This window comes from uncultured Demequina sp., from assembly GCF_913055775.1.
Taxonomy (GTDB): domain Bacteria; phylum Actinomycetota; class Actinomycetes; order Actinomycetales; family Demequinaceae; genus Demequina.
The window spans coordinates 1-16,863 of the sequence record NZ_CAJXJX010000055.1; the positions used below are offsets into that span (position 1 = coordinate 1).

Below are 16,863 nucleotides of genomic sequence, written 5' to 3' on the forward strand. Positions count from 1 at the left end.
CCGGGATGGCGAGCTCCTTGGCAATCCACTCTTCGCTCATGTGTTCCAGCGAGACCATCGCGGTTTCCACCGGGCCGGGGGCCACCGCGTTGATGCGAATCGCGGGCGCAAACTCGCGCGCCAGTGCCTTGGTCATGCCGATCACGCCCGCCTCGAGCAGAGAGCCGAGCCACTGGTTGTCGAGGATCTGGGCGTTGGCGGCGTCTCCGACGACCACACGGGTGCCCACGCCGGTACCGGCCCACGGGTTCACGCGGAAATCGGCGAAGGCCTCTGGGAGGTCAGCCAGCCGTCCTTGCCCGGCGAAGCCGATGCTGGTGAACTGCGAGGCGATCAGGGCGTCGATGTCGAGGAACGACCCCACCGTGCTCTCGAACAGTCGCGGCAGCACGAGCCCGACCAGGGTCACGATCGGGAGGGCGATCGCGGCGAGCACGAGCGCCACGCGCGGTCGCAGCAGGAGCGTCACCAGGAACATCACGCCGAGCACGACGACGCCCGTGCGCGAGACGGCGCTGAGCAGGCCCACCCCCATGGCGCCGATGCACGCGATGTACAGGAGCCGTCGGGTCAGGCTGACGCGGGGCCACGGGCTGTGCCTCATGAGGTAGATCGCCAGGGGGATGAGCATGCAGAACACCACGGACAGCGCGATCGGGTGCTGCGCTGAGGCGTACGCGCGCAGACCGCCCGCACGGAGAGACTCCGCGTCGTCACGCAGCAGCACGAGCGGCAGGAAGCGCTGGAGCTGGAGGAAGACGTTCACCCCGAAGTAGCGTTCGATGAACGCGAAGCATCCGATCGCGGCTCCGCCGATCACCATGAAGTTCAGCAGGATCATCACGACGCGCTCGGACCGCAGGAGCTGCCGGACGATCACCGCCGTCGAGAGCAGGAAACCCAGCTGGACCACGTTGCCGAGGGGCCCGATGACGGCTCCCGCCTCCGTGAGCGTGACCGCATTGAACATCAGCGAAGCGAACATGGTCCACAGGAAGATCGCGATGGACCAGCCCCACACGACCGGCCGCCACGTGAGCGACCTGCCCGTCATCACCGCGACCGCGATGGCGACGATGAGCGCGACGATCATCACGCGGTAGGGCTCGAGCGCGGGCCCGACGTCGATGGGAAGGGCGTAGCGGCGGATCGGCACGAACAGGATCACGGCCGTCAGCAGGAACAGCATCGTGGTCCAGGTGAAGATCCACTTCCGCAGCAGGAACGTCGCCGCTGCGGCGACGAGCGCGCCGCCCACCATCAGCGGATCGGCGAGGAGCACGGCGGCGATCACGACGGCGCCGATCGCGAGCGCGATGAGCACGTCGACTCCCCCCCGCAGGAGCCGATCGCGCCGGCTCATCGGGGTCAGCGAGGCGACCTCGACTGCCATGGCCGTCTAGACGCGCGTGGTCTTGCGGGCCTTGGAAGGCTTGTGGGCGCCGTCGTCGGAGTCGTCCTCGCTCGCGGGGTCGAGGTCCGGGTCGCCCTCACCGTCGTCGGAGTCGTCCTCGCTCGCGGGGTCGAGGTCCGGGTCGCCCTCGTCCGCGGCGGTCACACTGTCCGGGTCGCCCTCGCCGTCCTCAGTACTGACGGCGGCCTCATCAGCGTCGCTCGTGACATCCGTCTCACCCTCAGCCTCATCTTCGACGGCCATGCCTGCGCGCCTCTCGCGAAGCTTGTCGCGCACGGCGCCGACGATCAGTGCCGCGGCGATGAAGACCAGGAAGACCCCGAATCCGACGACGACGACGGGGATCAGCGGGTTGCTGCCCTCGACCTCCACCGCGACGGGGCCGTTCAGCTCCTCCAGGACGAGGCGGATGTCCTCGGCGATGCCCAGCTCGCGCTGCTCAGAGAGCACCATCTGCTCGAACGCATCCGTAGCCGATGCGGAGATGAGCTGTGCACGGTCCGCCGACTCGGCGACGCCGGCGATCTCGACGATCGGCAGCTCGAGCCTGCCGCCGAACCGCTCGTCCCCGTTGGGCTGCGTGGTGCGGCGCACCGCGACGATCGACTCTCCATCCCCCAGCGGACCGATCTCTGCCTCGACCGCGTCCGCGATCTGGTCCGACGAGGCCAGGTACGCAAGAATGATCGCCGAGTTCGACAGGTCGAGCGGCGTCGCCGGACGGATGATCAGCTCCTGCTCCGTGGGGTTGCCGTCGGCATCCAGCGGAATCGTCTCCGTCTCCTCAGGAATCTCCACCTGGTAGAGCTCCGGGGACGGCGCGGTCAGCAGCACCTTGGACGATGCGGTGAAGGTCTTGGTCGCGCGCGACACCACCTCGCCGTCGACGATGGCGAAGCCGGCGAAGAAGCCCGCGATCAGCGCGACGAGCACACCGACGGCAAGGACATACTTCTGCTCGATGAGCCGCCGAACATATGTGGGCTGTTCCATGGTCCACTCCCCCTCACGTGAGCCGCATGGCCCTCGTCACATCATCCCCCGTGAGGCCCCAATCCCCAACGGAAGCCCATCTGCCAGCGGTGTCGCTGGCAGGAGCCAGGGGATGACTCCTCCCCTGACCACTGTCGCACGAAGTTGTTTCGAGTGCGTGAACCAGGTGTGACAGGTGTGACGAATACCGCCCGCAAGGCTTGCATATCCGGCTGTGACGCGCAACCCTGGGTAGAGGCGTCGTCTTCGTCGCCACTGGGGGGGTGCACGTGGCCACTGGCCGTGTGCTCGTTGAGGGAACAGGAGGGGGCCTGTGGAATCCTCGCGCCGTTCGTCGGCCGCGGAGTCGACGCCAGCACAGGTGGGGGCACGCATCACGTCCGACCAGGTCAGCGTGATCCTGTGCACCCGCGACCGTGCGGAGATGCTCGACCGTGCGCTGGGCGCACTGTGCGCTGCGCTGGCAGACTCCGCCGAGATCATCGTGGTGGACTCGGGCTCGACCACGATCGACACGGCCCGCACGGCGGAGCGCCACAGTGTGCGGTACGTCCGCTCCGACATCCCGGGGCTCTCGATCGCGCGCAACCTCGGTCTCGAGACCTCCGAGCGAGAGATCGTGGTCTTCACGGACGACGACTGCCTGGTCGCGGAGGGCTTCCTGGATCCGCTCATCGAACCCTTCTCCTCCCCCGCCGTGGGCGCCACGACCGGACACCTGCGAGACATCTCGGATACCTCCGAGCGCGACCCGAACCCTCCCACCGCGATCCTCACCGACGTGCTCGACGGTCTCGACGCCGGCCACGGCGCGCTGATGGCGTTCCGCAGGTCGGTGATCACTGACCTTGGCGGGTTCGATCCTGTGCTCGGCGCCGGGCGGCACTTCGGCGGAGCCGAGGACACCGACGCGCTCTGCCGCGTCCTGGATGCCGGCCTCCACATCGCACGCGTGCAGGCTGCGGAGGTGCAGCACGTGTTCACGCGGGACGACGCCGACTATCGCCGCCTCGCCCGCGCGTACGGCCTCGGCACGGGCGCCATGTGCTCCAAGTGGCGACGCTCGTCGCGCACGAACGGTCGCCGCCTGACGGTGCGGATCGCGCGGGCCGCCAGCCGCTACGCGAGGCGTATGCGCACGACCCGCTCCAGGCGAGGTCAGGCCGCGTACATCGGCGGTCTTGTGAAGGGGATGCGCGAGGCCCGGCACGTGCCGGTGACGGGCACCGTCTTCACCGACGTGCAGCCGCCCGAGCCCGTCGTGCTGGGCGCCGCCGCGCCGCGCCCCGCCAGCGAGGTCAGCACATGAGCGGCAAGACCCGCGGAGCCCTCCGGTCCCTCATTGATCCGAGGACCTACGGCCATGCGCTCCGCCTGCTCCACTTCGCGTCGTACTCCCACGTGAGGCAGGTACGGCTCCTCGATCGGGGCCCCGACGTCAGCTTCGCGCCCAACGTCTCGTTCCGCAATGCCGAGCGCATCTCGCTGGGCGCCGGCAGCCACATCGGCGAGCACAGCATCCTGTGGGCCGGGAACTCGACCGGGCGCATCGTGCTCGGAGAGAAGTGCCTGCTCGCGCCGAACGTGACGATCACCGCGTCGAACTACGGCACGGCTCCCGATCAGCCGATCATGGATCAGGACACGGTCGAGGAGGACATCATGATCGGGCGCGACGTGTGGCTCGGCGCCAACACCGTTGTTCTCGCCGGCGTCACCATCGGCGATGGAGCCGTGGTCGCGGCAGGAGCGGTCGTCACCCGCGACGTGCCCGCCGGGGGGATCGTGGGCGGGGTCCCGGCGCGCGTGCTGTCGTGGCGTTCGGGCGCGCCGGTGGGGAGTGCGTGACATGAGCGCGCCCGAGGTGTCGGTCATCATCGTGAACTACAACACGCGCGACGAGACCGTCGCGTGTGTGCGCTCCGCGTTGGCCGCGACCACCACGGACATCGAGATCGTCGTCGTCGACAATGGCTCGCGCGACGGCAGCGTCGCGGCACTGCGGGAGCTCGGCGATCCTGTGACCGTCGTCGAGGCGGGGGCCAACCTCGGATTCGCCCGCGGCGTCAATCTGGGAGTGAGCCGCTCCGAGGCTCCCTGGGTGCTGCTGCTCAACCCCGACACCACGGTGCTCGACGGGGCTATCGATGCCCTCGTGTCGTTCGCTCGCGAGCACCCCGAGCACGGCCTGTACGGTGGGGAGCCGCGACCTTGTGGTCGCTCGCGTGCTACGCGTCGGGACTGTCGACCGTCTTCAAGCGCTCCCGCGTGTTCGATCCCGAGTCCCTGGGGCGCTGGGAGCGCGACACCGTGCGCGAGGTGCCGATCATCACCGGCTGCCTGCTGCTCACCCGTCGCGAGACCTGGGACGGGCTCGGCGGCATGGACGAACGGTTCTTCCTCTACGGAGAGGACGCCGAGTTCTCCGGGCGCGCGCGCGAGCACGGCTTCCGGCCCGTCATCGTCCCCGAGGCCACGATCATCCATGCCGTGGGCGGCTCCACCGAGCCCGGCGGGCGCAAGATGTCCCTGGTGCTGGCGGGCAAGGCGACAGTGCTGCGATCGCAGTGGAGCGCCGCCGCCGCCGCGATCGGCATCGCGCTTTTGCAGTGCGGCGCGGGCCTGCGCGCAGCGCCGTACGCGCTGCGCGGCCGGCAGGGCACGTGGACCCACGCGTGGACGCATCGGCGCGACTGGCGCGACGGGTATCCCGACGCCGAGTCCCGCCTCTTCACCGATGTCGGGCGTGCGCCGCACGCTGAGGGGGCGCGAGCATGAAGGTCTCCGCCCATGTCCCGACACGCCCACCGGGTGCTGCCGCAACGAGCACGGCACCTCACCAGAGAAAGGAAGATCCCATGTCCTCTACAGAGCACGACAAGGTCGCCGCGACTGAGGAGTCGATCGCCCAGTGGCTGATGGATCAGCTCGCCTTCTACGAGCAGATCGACCCGGAGACCATCACCCCTGACGCGCCGCTGAGCGAGATGGAGCTCGACTCGATCTACGTGCTGACGCTGTGCACCGAGATCGAGGACGCGTACGACCTCGAGGTCGACGCCAGCATCTTCGCCGAGCACGGCACGCTCCGCGAGGTCGCCGCCGAGCTCGCGTCGCGGGCCGCCGACGGTTGACCGCCGCCACGATCTCCTCTCCCCTGGCGCTCGACGCCCGGGGAACTGCCGCGATTGCCGGGCACGCAGTGCACTGGCGCCTGGGCACCGTGCCCGGAGCGAGCCGCGCGGATCTCTCGGCGCTCGCCCGCGCATGGCTCGAGGAGATCGTGAACGCGCGGGACCTCTTCGCCTGGAACGGCCTGACGCGCGCGTCCGCCACCGCGAAGCCGCGTCCGCGGAACGCCCCGGATGCGGACGTGAGCATCTCGCACAGCAGCACCATGCTCCTCGTGGGGGCCTGCGCCGACGCCAGGATCGGCGTCGATATCGAGGCCGGTCCATTCCGCGCCTTCGACTCGCCTGCGCTGGTGAGGCGCATGTGCACGCCCCACGAGTCGACCACGGCGCAGTCACTGGACGACGACGCGAGGCGTCGCTACCTCGCGCGCGTGTGGACGTCGAAGGAGGCCCAGACCAAGGCGACGGGAACGGGCCTGGTGACGGACTTCCGGACCCTTGACTCCGGTGCCCGGCCGCACTTCCCCCTGCAGCCCTTCGAGGCGCACCTTGCCGTCGCCGACCGCGACGCTGTCCTCCACGCCCACACGCTGGTTCTGGAGGACTCCCGTGACTGACGTCTCCAGCCCTGACCGCGCCGGTGCCGAGCCGAGCGACGGGCGCACGAGGCCCTTCGCCGAGTTCATGCAGATCTGGGAGGAGGGCTACCTTTCGGACCGCATCTCGTACGAGAACATGCACACCTACGGCTTCTTCCTCATGGACGGAGACCCCCTCCGCGGAGCGGATGGCCGGGTGGACCGCGCCAAGCTGACCGCGTACATCGACGCCAAGGTCGCGAGCATGCCCGACCTGCGCCTCCGGCTCCAGCGGTCCGCTCTGGGACTCACCCCTCCGGCCTGGGTGCCGGACACCGCTTTCGACGTGGCCGAGCACGTGGTGTTCGCCGACGAGGTCGTCGATCTCGACACTGCGGACGCGCGGACCCTCGCCGGCGCCCATGACGGCGTCATGCCCCTGAAGCATCCGCTGTGGCGCATGCGCGTGACCGAGCTCACCGACGGCGGCGTCGCCCTCGGCATCGTGCGGCACCACGCGATCTTCGACGGCGCGATCGCGATGACACTCATGCGCAAGTTCCATCAGAAGTCCCCCGACGAGCCGGTTCCGGCGCCGCAGGACCCGTATGCCGGGGAACGCCCGGCGACCGCCTGGCAGCTGCCGCTGATCGCACTCCAGCAGTGGTGGGGCCGCCAGGACTCGTGGTCCGCGGCGTGGCGGAACTACTGGTCCAAGTCGTTCCTGCGCCGGGGGCGCCGCGCGGCGGCGAGACTGGTGCTGCCGCTGCGGTACAACCGCGGCGGCGACGAGCTGCGGGACCGGGTGCTGCCACCGGTTGCCTCCGACTACCGGATCATTGACGCTGCGCTGGCGAGCAAGCGCGCACGCGAGTACGGCGGGTCGATGGGCGACCTGCTGGCCAGCGCGATCATCAGCGCATGGGACGGGCCCGAGCGCACCGTCAGCCTGCGCGTACCCGTGTCGCTGCACAGCCCGGCGACACCCCGGTATCGCAACCACATCCTCGACCTCGACGTGGTGGGCGATGCCGACGACGACGTCGCCACGCGAGTCGCGTCGATCGGCGCGCAGGTGAAGGGACGCGGCGAGGGTGCTGAGGCTGCGTACGCCGACGCCCTCGAGATCGGCACGTCGACGCTGCTGCCGTGGTTCGCGAAGGCCGCGTACTTCTGCGGCGCCCAGGTCCGGGCCATGGTTCCCTTCCCCTCGAGCAGCGGGACCGACCAGATCTCCGCCGCAGGAGTGCTCTACGACGGCTCCGTGGTCGTGGGCGTGAACGTGCCCGCGACGCGCGACCTGAGGGCGACTGTCAGCCAGATCTATGAGCACATGACGGGCGCACCTGACCCGGGGCGATCGTGACACCACGGACGGCGGCAGACGGGCCCACCGTGTCCGTCGTGATTCCCTCGTATCGCCGGGTCGACCGCGTCCCGCCGTTAGTCGCCGAGTACCTGCGGCAGGGGGCCGACCAGGTCGTCGTCGTGCTCGATGGGCCGCACCCCGGGTGGGAGCACGCACTCGGTGACTGGCTCGACGACGCGCGTGTGACAGTGAGTGAACTGGCTGTGAATGGCGGCCTGGCGCTCGCGCGCATCGAGGGGCTCGCGAACGCACGCTGTGACGTCGTGATCTGCGCGGACGACGACGTGGAGCCGCACGAGGGCTACATCGATGCGCACCGCGCGTTCCATGCGACGCACCGCGACAGCGTGCTGCTGGGCTACATGCCCGTCGCGCTGCCCCCGAAGCGAGGCTCCGACGACGCGCCAACGTACCTCTACGCGCGCGAGTACGAGATGCAGGCACAGGTGTGGCGCAGGGCCGAGTCGGCCACGATCCTGCAGTCGCTGTGGGGCGGCACGATCAGCCTCCCGCGCGCGCTCTATGAGCGTGCGGAGGAGCTCAAGCCCTCGGTGCGACTCGACTACAACGAAGACCTCGACCTGGGCCTGCGCCTGATTGAGCTCGGCGCTCGGGCGAGCTTCGATGAGCGGGCGGCGGCCTCCCACCACCATGTGCGTCACCTGGCGGGATACATCAAGGAGTGCACGGATCGTGGCACCGCGGTCGCCGCCATCGAATCCCGGTGGAACTCCCGGCCCGCGCAGCTCACGCCGGTCGTCGAGATCCCCCCGGAGTACAGTCGCGCGCTCGGCAGGATGCAGCGCCTGATCGCCGGCCGCGACGACGGCGGCGCGGTCCAGTGGGCGGCTGTCGCGGCGTACCGGGCGGCCGGGGCGGTCCGGCTGTTCGCGCTCCAGGACCGCGTGGCTCGCATGCTGCGCCGGGCGCTGGCGATGCGCGGCTACCGGCTTGCTACAGCGCCTCGCGACGCTGCCGCGTCTGCTCCGCGCGCGCCGCAAGATCCGCATCCGCAGGATACGAGACCTGCTCGAGCGTGAGGCCGTGCGCGGGCGCCACCGCGATGGCCTGCGAGCGCTCGCTCTCTGAGGCGACCGCCGCGAGCCACTCGAGGTCGCGCCGGCCCTCCCCGACGGCGAGCAGCGCGCCCACGAGGGACCGCACCATCGAGTGGCAGAACGCGTCCGCGCGCACGGTCGCGACCACCAGGCCCTCATCGACTCCGGATGCGACCCGGGCCCACGACAGTTCCGTGAGCGTGCGGATGGTGGTCGCGCCTTCGCGTCCACGGCAGAAGGGCGCGAAGTCGCGCAGGCCCGTGAGCAGGGCGGATGCGCGGTTCAGCTCCGCGACGTCGAGCGCCTTGTCGTGCCACAGGACATGCCTGCGCGTCAGCGGGTCCCGCAGTTCGAGGCGGTCGCACACCCGGTAGGCGTACCGCCGTTCGGTGGCCGAGAAGCGGGCGTCGAAGCCCTCGGGAGCGACGGACGCCCGAGCGATGCGGACGTCATCGGGCAGCACCCCGTCCAAGCGGTCGCGCAGCCCATCCTCGGGCGCACGCACGCAGCGACCCGGCATGCGGTCCCAGGAGGTGCGCGGCACGTCCACGTGAGCGACCTGTCCGCGGGCGTGGACCCCGGCATCGGTGCGTCCCGCCACGGTGACGCGCGCTCCCAACGGAGCCCCCGCATCGTCCCTGATGAGGCGGGCCAGCCCCGCCTCGATCTCCCCCTGCACCGTCCGGAGCCCGGGTTGCGTCGCCCAGCCGGAGAAGCCGGTGCCGTCGTAGGAAAGATCGAGGCGGACCCTCACGACGTCACTGGTGTGTTCCGTCATGAGAGCCCGCCTCGGTGACCGGACGCGCGGGAACCAGCCCGCGCATCGGCCGTCGTTACTTGTCGTCCGCCTTCTCAGCAGCCTCGTCGGCGCCCTCGGGGGCCTCCTCGACCGGCGCCTCCTCGACCTCGGCCTCGGGGGCCTCCTCGACGGGGGCCTCCTCGACCTTCTCGGCCTTGGGGGCGGCCTTCTTGGCAGCCTTCTCGGCCTCCTTGGTGACAGCCTTCTTGGCCGGCGCGCCGAACTCGACGAGCTCGATCACGGCCATGGGGGCGTTGTCACCCTTGCGGGGGCCGACCTTGGTGATGCGGGTGTAGCCGCCGTCACGCTCGGCGAAGCCGGGGCCGATCTCGGTGAACAGGGTGTGCACGACGCCCTTGTCCGACAGCAGGCCCAGCACCTTGCGGCGGGCGGCGAGGTCGCCGCGCTTCGCGTGGGTGATGAGACGCTCGGCGTACGGGCGCAGGCGCTTGGCCTTGGCGGTGGTGGTGGTGATGCGGCCGTGCTCGAACAGGCTCTGCGCGAGGTTCGCCAGGATCTGACGCTCGTGCGCAGGACCGCCGCCCAGGCGCGCTCCCTTGGTGGGGGTAGGCATGGTTGCAGGTTCTCCTTGTTACTCTTCGCTGCCCGAGAAGTACACGCCCGCGGAACCGGCGTCGTACTCGACGGCGCCGTCCTTGAGCGAGAAGCCCAGCTCGGCGAGCTTCTCCTTGACCTCGGTGATCGACTTCTGCCCGAAGTTGCGGATGTCCATGAGGTCCGCCTCGGAGCGGGCGGTCAACTCGCCCACGGTGTGGATGCCCTCGCGCTTGAGGCAGTTGTACGAGCGCTGGGTGAGGTTGAGCTCCTCGATGGGCTGGTTGTAGTCCTCCTCGATGGACTCCTCGGAGTCCGAGGGGCCGATCTCGATGCCCTCGGCAGCCTCGTTGAGGCCCTTCGCGAGCGAGAACAGCTCGACCAGCGTCGATCCGGCGGACGCGACGGCGTCACCGGGCGAGATCGAGTTCTTGGTCTCGACGTCGATGATCAGCTCGTCGAAGTCGGTGCGCTGGGCCACACGGGTCGCCTGGACCTTGTAGGTGACCTTGAGCACCGGCGAGTAGATCGAGTCGACGGGGATCTGCCCGATCTCCGCGTCGTAGCTCTTGTTCATCGACGCGGGCACGTAGCCACGGCCGCGCTCGACCGTGAGCTCGACCTCGAACTTGGCCTTCGAGTTGAGCGTGGCGATGTGCAGGTCGGGGTTGTGGACCTCGACGCCGGCGGGCGGCGCGATGTCGGCACCGGTGACGGCGCCGGCACCCGACTTGCGCAGGTACATGACGACGGGCTCGTCGTGGGTCGACGAGACCACGAGGTTCTTGAGGTTGAGCAGGATCTCGGTCACGTCCTCCTTCACGCCCTCGATGGTCGTGAACTCGTGGAGGACGCCCTCGAAGCGCACCGAGGTGATGGCCGCGCCCGGGATGGACGACAGCAGCGTGCGGCGGAGGGAGTTGCCGAGCGTGTAGCCGAAGCCAGGCTCGAGCGGCTTGAGGGAGAACTGCGAACGGTTGTCCGAGATGACCTTCTCGGTCAGCTGGGGACGCTGTGCGATGAGCACTGTTGCTTCCTTTCCGAGCACCCGCTATTTGATGCTCGCAAGTCCCGACGGATCGGTCCGGCGGGGTGGAGGTTGTTCAGTTGAAAGGATTCGGGAGGGCCGATGCGCGGGGCACCGGCCGCCCGGGGGCGGGGTCGCGCGCTTCTCGCCTGGGCGAGGGCGCGCGGCCCCCGTTCGCTAGTTGCGGCGGCGCTTGGGCGGGCGGCAGCCGTTGTGCGCCTGCGGGGTGACGTCCTTGATGGAGGTCACCTCGAGGCCGGCGGCCGTGAGCGAGCGGATCGCGGTGTCGCGACCGGAGCCCGGGCCCTTGACGAACACGTCGACCTTGGACATGCCCGCGTCCTGCGCGCGGCGCGCGGCGGCCTCGGCGGCCATCTGCGCGGCGTAGGGCGTGGACTTGCGGGAGCCCTTGAAGCCCACCTGACCCGACGACGACCACGACACGACGGCGCCCGAGGGGTCCGTGATCGAGATGATCGTGTTGTTGAAGGTCGACTTGATGTGGGCCTGGCCGTGCGCGACGGTCTTCTTGATCTTCTTGCGCGGCTTGCGCGTGGGAGCTGCCATGGCTTACTTCTTCTTTCCGGCGACGGTCTTCTTGGGGCCCTTGCGCGTGCGCGCGTTGGTCTTGGTGCGCTGTCCGCGGACAGGCATGCCACGACGGTGGCGCAGACCCTGGTAGTTGCCGATCTCCACCTTGCGGCGGATGTCGCCCTGGACCGTGCGGCGCAGGTCGCCCTCGACCTCGAAGTTGGCCTCGATGAAGTCACGGATGGCGACGAGCTCGGAGTCGCCCGCGTCCTTGACGCGGAGGTCCGGGCTGACGCCGGTGGCGGCGAGGATCTGCTGCGCACGAGTGCGGCCGATCCCGTAGATGTAGGTGAGCGCGATCTCCATGCGCTTCTCGCGCGGGAGGTCGACGCCAACGATGCGTGCCATTGTCTTTCTTCTACTCCTCAGTAGTCGGAGGTCTGACGCTCAGGCTTCCCGCTGGATGGTGGTGCGGGCCCCGGCCTCCGAGCCGGGGGCTGCCTTGCGGCTGCCTGAACGCGGTCTGTGTTGTTGTCTAGCCCTGACGCTGCTTGTGGCGCAGGTTGTCGCAGATGACCATGACTCGGCCATTGCGACGGATCACCTTGCACTTGTCGCAGATGGGCTTGACGCTCGGCTTAACCTTCATGCTTCTTTCCTTGCGGCTGGCACGCGGAACGCCTATGCGTGCCGAGCGCGCTTACTTGTAGCGGTAGACGATGCGGCCGCGGGACAGGTCGTACGGGCTGAGCTCGACCACGACCCGGTCCTCAGGGAGGATTCGGATGTAGTGCTGTCGCATCTTGCCGCTGATGTGGGCGAGGACGAGATGACCGTTGGTCAGCTCCACACGGAAGGAGGCGTTGGGAAGCGCCTCCACGACCGTGCCCTCGACCTCGATGACGCCGTCTTTCTTGGCCATGGACTCCGCTCACGTTGATGGGATTCGTGCGGGCGCGCAAAAACGCCCGACGCACAACTATACGCGAAGGTCGGCGCCTTCTCAACCGGTGCCACCGCTCGCGAACCCCGAGCGCTCCAGGGCTCACTGTACGCGCGGCCGCCCCGTTCGGGGGAGCGGGATGCGCCGCGGCGCGACGGTGCTTCCGGCCTCCGTGGCGGGCGTGCCCGCCCGAGGTGCGCGGTCGCGGAGCTCCGAGGGAAGCCCTGCGGATTCCTGAGCCGAGCCGGCGGCAGCCTGCGCCACCTCGGCCGCGGTCCGCCCGGCCACCCGGCGCACGTCGCTCCAGCGGTGCCGCGCGAGCGTCTCCCGCAGCTCCGTCGATGCGGAGAGGTTGCGGGCGACGGCTTTCACCACCGACCGATCGCGATCGCCGGCCAGCTGCTCGAGGATCGCCGGATTCGCCGCGCGGTTCGACGCCGCGGCAGTCCGGACCGAGGCTCGCGAGTCGTGCGCAAGCGACGCGAGCACGGCCATGGGGCAGTCCACGCGCCGGGCGATCGCCTCCCGCACCTCGGCGTCGCGATGGCGGGCCAGCTGCGCGAACCGGGCGGGCAGCAAATCCGCACCCGAGGCCTCGTGACGCTCGGGAGACTCACGGCGCCCGGGAGAGGCCCCCGATCCCAGGCCCGAGCCCGCCATGAAGGCGCGTGACCATGAGGCGTCGTCCCTCATGTCGCCGCCCACGTCGGGCTCCTCTCGCGCCGGTCAGGGCGACGCTACGGAGGCGAGATGACCGGTCGGTGTCGACGCGCTTGACGAGAGGTGAATGGCGAGCGAAGGACGGGCGATGCAACGCCGCCGATCCCGCGCTACTGCTCGCTGGCGTGGTCCGCGCTGTCGTCCTGGCCCGCTCGGCGATCGCGACGGCGCTGCATGAGTGCGCTCACCACTTGGTAGCCGGCATAGAGGAACAGGACGCCAGCGACGATGGGGATGATGACGGATCGCATGTCGCCGTTCACGACGTTGTTGACCCATCCGATCCAGGGCACCGAGTACCAGACCTCGCCGCGGATCTGGACCTCCATCACGGGTTCGCTGTCCGGTGCGCCGTTCGCGTCGCCCTTCGTCACGAAACGCGGAGCGTCGCCCGCGACGCTGGGTTGGATGATCTCGATCACCCGGTGCGTCACCACCTCGGGCTTGCCGGACTCCAACTGGTACGTGATGACCGAGCCGATGCGGATGTCGTCAGCCTCGACGGGCCTCACGATGACGAGCGTGCCCGGCGGGTAACTGGGCTCCATGGAGCTCGTGATGATCGTGTAGGGCGTCGATCCGGTCACGGCGGGCACGACGACCACGAGGGCCGCCACCAGCGACACCAGGGCGAGCAGCCCCCAGCTGAGGCCCAGGCCGATGTACCCCCACAGACCGCGCTCCCGGGGAGCGTCCTGGGTTGCCGCCTCATCGGTCATGGCATCCTCCTGGCTCGTCACGACATCACCTCCGCGCGCTGCCGACGGCGCACCACCCACCAGGTGACGGTCCCAGCGAGAATGGCCTCGACCACCCATGCCAGCACGAAGTACTCCTGATAGAACCTATCGGTGTTGGGATCGACGCCCGTCGCACCCGCGACCTCAGAGACATCTTCCACGTCGGTCGGCCCGTCGACTACGGGCGGCGCGCTCGGGATGGTGGCTGGCTCCGACGGCCCCGTGAATCCGGGGATGACCACCGCGGGCGGCGCGACCACCCCAGTGCCCGTGCCCCCTGGCACTGAAGCAGGCGGCGCGGCAGGAGTGCCGGAACCGGGGACGGACGGACCGTCGGTCGTGTCCGGCGTCGGGGCCTGCATCGAGCATCCTCCCGGAGCGGGCACATCGTCGCTGGTGAGCGTCAGCACCAGACTGAAGTCCGCATCGGTCACCTGAGCCGTGTCGCCATCGACGTCGGCCATGGCAAGCGCGACGTCGACGCGGGCGGCCTCGCCCTGATCCAGGTGCACGGCGCTCAGGAGCGTGACGCACGGGCTCACCGCCCACAGGCCAACGCGCGGGCCGGAGACGCCGCCCGCATGCGCCTCGACGGACAGCGCATCGAGAAGATCGGCAGAGGCCGAGTTGACGTCGCGGATTGCGACTGCGAGGTGCGCTCCCGAGGGGCCGGTGTTCCGGACCCAGAAGCTGCGCTCGGGCGCGGTGTTGGGCACGATGACAGCACCATCGAACAGACCGCCCGGGTACTGCGCCGAGTAGGTCGCACCGTCCGCCGAGATCGAGATCGGAGGATCGTCCGCCTGCGCGGGCCCGCTCGCGACCACCACTACGCCGAGGGCCAGGCCGAGAGCCCACCTGCCCGCGCGTCCCCATGTCGCCAGACGCATCAGCCCATGCCCGAGAGCGAGCAGGAGTACGAGTACTGGCGATACCAGCGCGGGCCGGACCGGTCTCGTTCCGCGGAGCCCCGCGCCACCCGCGTGCCCGTGTCGCCGCCCGGTCCCACCTCGTAGACCTCGAGCGTCCAGGTCTGGTCGTTCCCGGTAGTGGTCGGCACGTCGATCGTGAGAGTACCCCCGCCCGCAGCCTGAGCGGTGTACGTGCTGCCGTCAAGTCGAGCCTCGTATCGCATGCCTGGGGTCGCGCCGGTCGACGTGATCCGGTAGCTGCCGCCCACCACAGCGCAGCTGATGGTGTCGCCGGTGCCGTCAACCCCCGAGTACATCGTGCGCACGACGAGGTAGCTCTGGTTCGCCGTGCTGTCGCAGTTGGCCATCGTGACAAGACCGTTGGCGGCCCCCTTCACGACGCACTGGCCCGTCGAGGCGCTGACGAGCTGATACCGCGGCCGCGCACTGGACGAGGTGGAGCTCGCCTGGAGCGTCCACTGCTGCGTGAGGCGGCCGCTGACAGCGCCGGCCATGATCACGCGGTTGCCGTCCACCTGCATGACGGGACCGCCGGACCCCTGGTTCGTGCGGATCACGTAGTACCCCGGCTTGCCGGCGACGGCCTCGAAGCGCCAGGCTTGGTTGCGCGTGCCCACGTCCTTGCACTGCCAGCCGCCCACCTGCACTTCGGCGTTGAAGTAGTCGAGGCAGTGAGCGAGGTTGGCGGAGTTCCATCCGTGAATGTAGTACCAGTGAGCGTTGCTCGTGGTCGGGTTGTGCAGCGGGTACAGGTGCTCGGTCGTGAGCGACGCCGTGGCGGAGGCGCTCCCGGAATAGTTGCCGAGCGCGATCGCCGCGTTCACCTGGGGCGTGAAGCTCACCGCACCGCTCGCGGGCCACGTGCCCGTCGCGCGCTGGGAGGTGGTTCGCACACAGTAGGTGCGCGACTGACCGGGGGTGAAGTCGGCGACGAACGAGCCGCCGCTCGCCCAGGTGGCCGCCGCGTTGACGAGCGACGCGGGCGGTGTCGCCGCGGTGCACGCGGCCGTCGCCTGATTCCAGACCGCGAGCGAGAAGTTGCCGCGGTACCCGTCGCCACCGGTCGCGCTGAGGGTGACCGTGACCTGGGCGCTCTGCGTGCTCGAGGTGCTCGTCGAATTCTGGATCGTCACCGTGCCCGTGCTGGTCAGCGACTCGTTGGCGAGCCGGGCGGTCACGGACCCGAAGTTGGCCGTGCTGACGGTCAGATCCGCCGAGGAAGCCGAGGTGGTGACGGTGGCCTGGCTGGTCCAGTACCCCCAGGAGGCCGTCGCTCCGACGAGCACGGCGAAGACGGCCGCGGCCGTGATCAGGGCCGTACGGCGTCGGGATCTCAGATGGGCGATCATGGCGCCACCTGAATGCCGTCGAGCGTGATGGTGAAGGAGCCACTGCTGTTCTCGCTGCCGGCTGGCGCTGCTGCGGGCAACCGCACCTCAAGGCAGACCGTTGCTGTCGCGCCTGCGGCGAGGCTCGGCACGATCGTCGTCGAGACCCCATCGAGAGGTGCGCCGGGGAGAGCGGCTCCCCCGCAAGCGCCGGACGCGGCCCGCAGTTCCCAGGCAGTCGACTCGAGGGTGAACGCACTCACGTCGAGTGGAACCACGCCGGTGTTGTGGAGCACGAACTGCCGCTGGGCGCGGTCCCCCGGCAGCATGGACTGCAGGCCCGTCGCGGGAATCGCCACAGTCTGTGCCGGAGTGCCACCGCCATGGGACACCAGGAGTTCGGCACTGCCGGCGGTGATGGTCGCGGCGTCGCCTGCGGGCGTGGTCGCGTTGAGGTACGCATAGCTGCCGCCCGCAGCCAAGACGGCACCGGAGATCCCCACGACGAGCGCTACGGCGGTCGCCAGCAGACCGCGGGCGCTGGGTGCGCGCACGCGGGTGCGGACGACCGGGTTCAGCCGGCCGGAGTGGATGCTGGATGCCATCGCGTTGCCCTTGCCATCAAGGTCGAGCGGAAGGTGGATGCCCGTGGGCGCAGTGCCGTGCGGGCGAATTCAGGCGAGTGTCGCCGGAGACGTGCGTATCCTTCGCCGGGGTCGGGGCCGCGCAGGTGCGCGGCCCC

The 16,863-nt window shown here is 69.7% G+C and carries 21 protein-coding genes and 1 pseudogene; 8 read left to right on the top strand and 14 right to left on the bottom strand.

Annotation, left to right across the window (positions count from 1 at the left end):
• The coding region (locus tag QZ483_RS07120) for an SDR family oxidoreductase (RefSeq protein WP_297082384.1) at positions 1-1,393 on the bottom strand (1,393 nt) is incomplete at its 3' end.
• Positions 1,394-1,399: 6 nt separating this feature from the next.
• On the bottom strand, positions 1,400-2,407 hold the full coding sequence (locus QZ483_RS07125) for a hypothetical protein (RefSeq protein WP_297082386.1): 1,008 nt from the start codon (positions 2,405-2,407) through the stop codon (positions 1,400-1,402).
• A 313-nt stretch (positions 2,408-2,720) separates the two neighbouring features.
• Between QZ483_RS07125 and QZ483_RS07130 the strand changes: the two genes are divergently transcribed.
• From QZ483_RS07130 to QZ483_RS07160, 8 genes and pseudogenes are all read left to right on the top strand, one after another.
• The gene (locus QZ483_RS07130; protein WP_297082388.1) at positions 2,721-3,716 is read left to right on the top strand and encodes a glycosyltransferase family 2 protein; all 996 of its coding nucleotides are present in this window, start codon (positions 2,721-2,723) and stop codon (positions 3,714-3,716) included.
• Positions 3,713-4,255 (top strand): DapH/DapD/GlmU-related protein, encoded by a 543-nt coding sequence (locus QZ483_RS07135; protein WP_297082390.1) that lies wholly within the window; start codon positions 3,713-3,715, stop codon positions 4,253-4,255. Before QZ483_RS07130 ends, QZ483_RS07135 begins: the two co-directional genes overlap by 4 nt.
• Position 4,256: 1 nt before the next feature.
• Positions 4,257-4,601, top strand: a pseudogene (locus QZ483_RS13590) (glycosyltransferase family 2 protein); the annotation flags it as partial.
• A gap of 17 nt (positions 4,602-4,618) precedes the next feature.
• On the top strand, positions 4,619-5,185 hold the full coding sequence (locus tag QZ483_RS07140) for a glycosyltransferase family 2 protein (protein WP_297082392.1): 567 nt from the start codon (positions 4,619-4,621) through the stop codon (positions 5,183-5,185).
• A gap of 80 nt (positions 5,186-5,265) precedes the next feature.
• Positions 5,266-5,541 (top strand): acyl carrier protein, encoded by a 276-nt coding sequence (locus QZ483_RS07145; RefSeq protein ID WP_297082394.1) that lies wholly within the window; start codon positions 5,266-5,268, stop codon positions 5,539-5,541.
• Between the two features lie 89 nt (positions 5,542-5,630).
• Entirely contained in the window at positions 5,631-6,158 is a 528-nt protein-coding gene (locus tag QZ483_RS07150) for a 4'-phosphopantetheinyl transferase superfamily protein (RefSeq protein WP_297082397.1), read from the top strand.
• A complete protein-coding gene (locus QZ483_RS07155) occupies positions 6,151-7,485 on the top strand; it encodes a wax ester/triacylglycerol synthase domain-containing protein (RefSeq protein ID WP_297082399.1) in 1,335 nt (444 codons plus the stop codon). Before QZ483_RS07150 ends, QZ483_RS07155 begins: the two co-directional genes overlap by 8 nt.
• A gap of 29 nt (positions 7,486-7,514) precedes the next feature.
• Positions 7,515-8,528: a glycosyltransferase family 2 protein gene (locus tag QZ483_RS07160; protein ID WP_297082401.1), complete on the top strand. Its 1,014-nt coding sequence runs from the start codon at positions 7,515-7,517 to the stop codon at positions 8,526-8,528.
• Here the strand turns inward: QZ483_RS07160 and truA are convergent.
• The 12 genes from truA to QZ483_RS07220 form a co-directional block, all read right to left on the bottom strand.
• A complete protein-coding gene (gene truA, locus QZ483_RS07165; protein ID WP_297082404.1) occupies positions 8,443-9,324 on the bottom strand; it encodes a tRNA pseudouridine(38-40) synthase TruA in 882 nt (293 codons plus the stop codon). The two genes, QZ483_RS07160 and truA, sit on opposite strands and share 86 nt — an antisense overlap.
• A gap of 55 nt (positions 9,325-9,379) precedes the next feature.
• Complete coding sequence (rplQ, locus tag QZ483_RS07170) at positions 9,380-9,919, bottom strand: 50S ribosomal protein L17 (protein ID WP_297082406.1); 540 nt, start codon at positions 9,917-9,919, stop codon at positions 9,380-9,382.
• Between the two features lie 18 nt (positions 9,920-9,937).
• Entirely contained in the window at positions 9,938-10,927 is a 990-nt protein-coding gene (locus tag QZ483_RS07175; RefSeq protein WP_297082409.1) for a DNA-directed RNA polymerase subunit alpha, read from the bottom strand.
• A 177-nt stretch (positions 10,928-11,104) separates the two neighbouring features.
• Entirely contained in the window at positions 11,105-11,494 is a 390-nt protein-coding gene (gene rpsK, locus QZ483_RS07180) for a 30S ribosomal protein S11 (RefSeq protein ID WP_061963598.1), read from the bottom strand.
• Between the two features lie 3 nt (positions 11,495-11,497).
• The gene (gene rpsM / locus QZ483_RS07185; protein WP_297082410.1) at positions 11,498-11,866 is read right to left on the bottom strand and encodes a 30S ribosomal protein S13; all 369 of its coding nucleotides are present in this window, start codon (positions 11,864-11,866) and stop codon (positions 11,498-11,500) included.
• A 127-nt stretch (positions 11,867-11,993) separates the two neighbouring features.
• Entirely contained in the window at positions 11,994-12,107 is a 114-nt protein-coding gene (gene rpmJ, locus QZ483_RS07190; RefSeq protein WP_061960951.1) for a 50S ribosomal protein L36, read from the bottom strand.
• A 51-nt stretch (positions 12,108-12,158) separates the two neighbouring features.
• A complete protein-coding gene (gene infA / locus QZ483_RS07195) occupies positions 12,159-12,380 on the bottom strand; it encodes a translation initiation factor IF-1 (protein WP_061960952.1) in 222 nt (73 codons plus the stop codon).
• A 123-nt stretch (positions 12,381-12,503) separates the two neighbouring features.
• Positions 12,504-13,106, bottom strand: coding sequence for a hypothetical protein (locus tag QZ483_RS07200; protein ID WP_297082412.1), 603 nt, complete (start codon positions 13,104-13,106; stop codon positions 12,504-12,506).
• A 125-nt stretch (positions 13,107-13,231) separates the two neighbouring features.
• On the bottom strand, positions 13,232-13,861 hold the full coding sequence (locus QZ483_RS07205; RefSeq protein ID WP_297082414.1) for a signal peptidase I: 630 nt from the start codon (positions 13,859-13,861) through the stop codon (positions 13,232-13,234).
• Positions 13,858-14,751, bottom strand: coding sequence for a hypothetical protein (locus tag QZ483_RS07210; RefSeq protein ID WP_297082416.1), 894 nt, complete (start codon positions 14,749-14,751; stop codon positions 13,858-13,860). The genes QZ483_RS07205 and QZ483_RS07210 overlap by 4 nt, the downstream gene beginning before the upstream one ends.
• Positions 14,751-16,142, bottom strand: coding sequence for an RICIN domain-containing protein (locus QZ483_RS07215; protein WP_297082418.1), 1,392 nt, complete (start codon positions 16,140-16,142; stop codon positions 14,751-14,753). The genes QZ483_RS07210 and QZ483_RS07215 overlap by 1 nt, the downstream gene beginning before the upstream one ends.
• Positions 16,139-16,726 (bottom strand): TasA family protein, encoded by a 588-nt coding sequence (locus QZ483_RS07220; RefSeq protein WP_297082420.1) that lies wholly within the window; start codon positions 16,724-16,726, stop codon positions 16,139-16,141. Before QZ483_RS07220 ends, QZ483_RS07215 begins: the two co-directional genes overlap by 4 nt.
• Positions 16,727-16,863 lie beyond the last annotated feature (137 nt).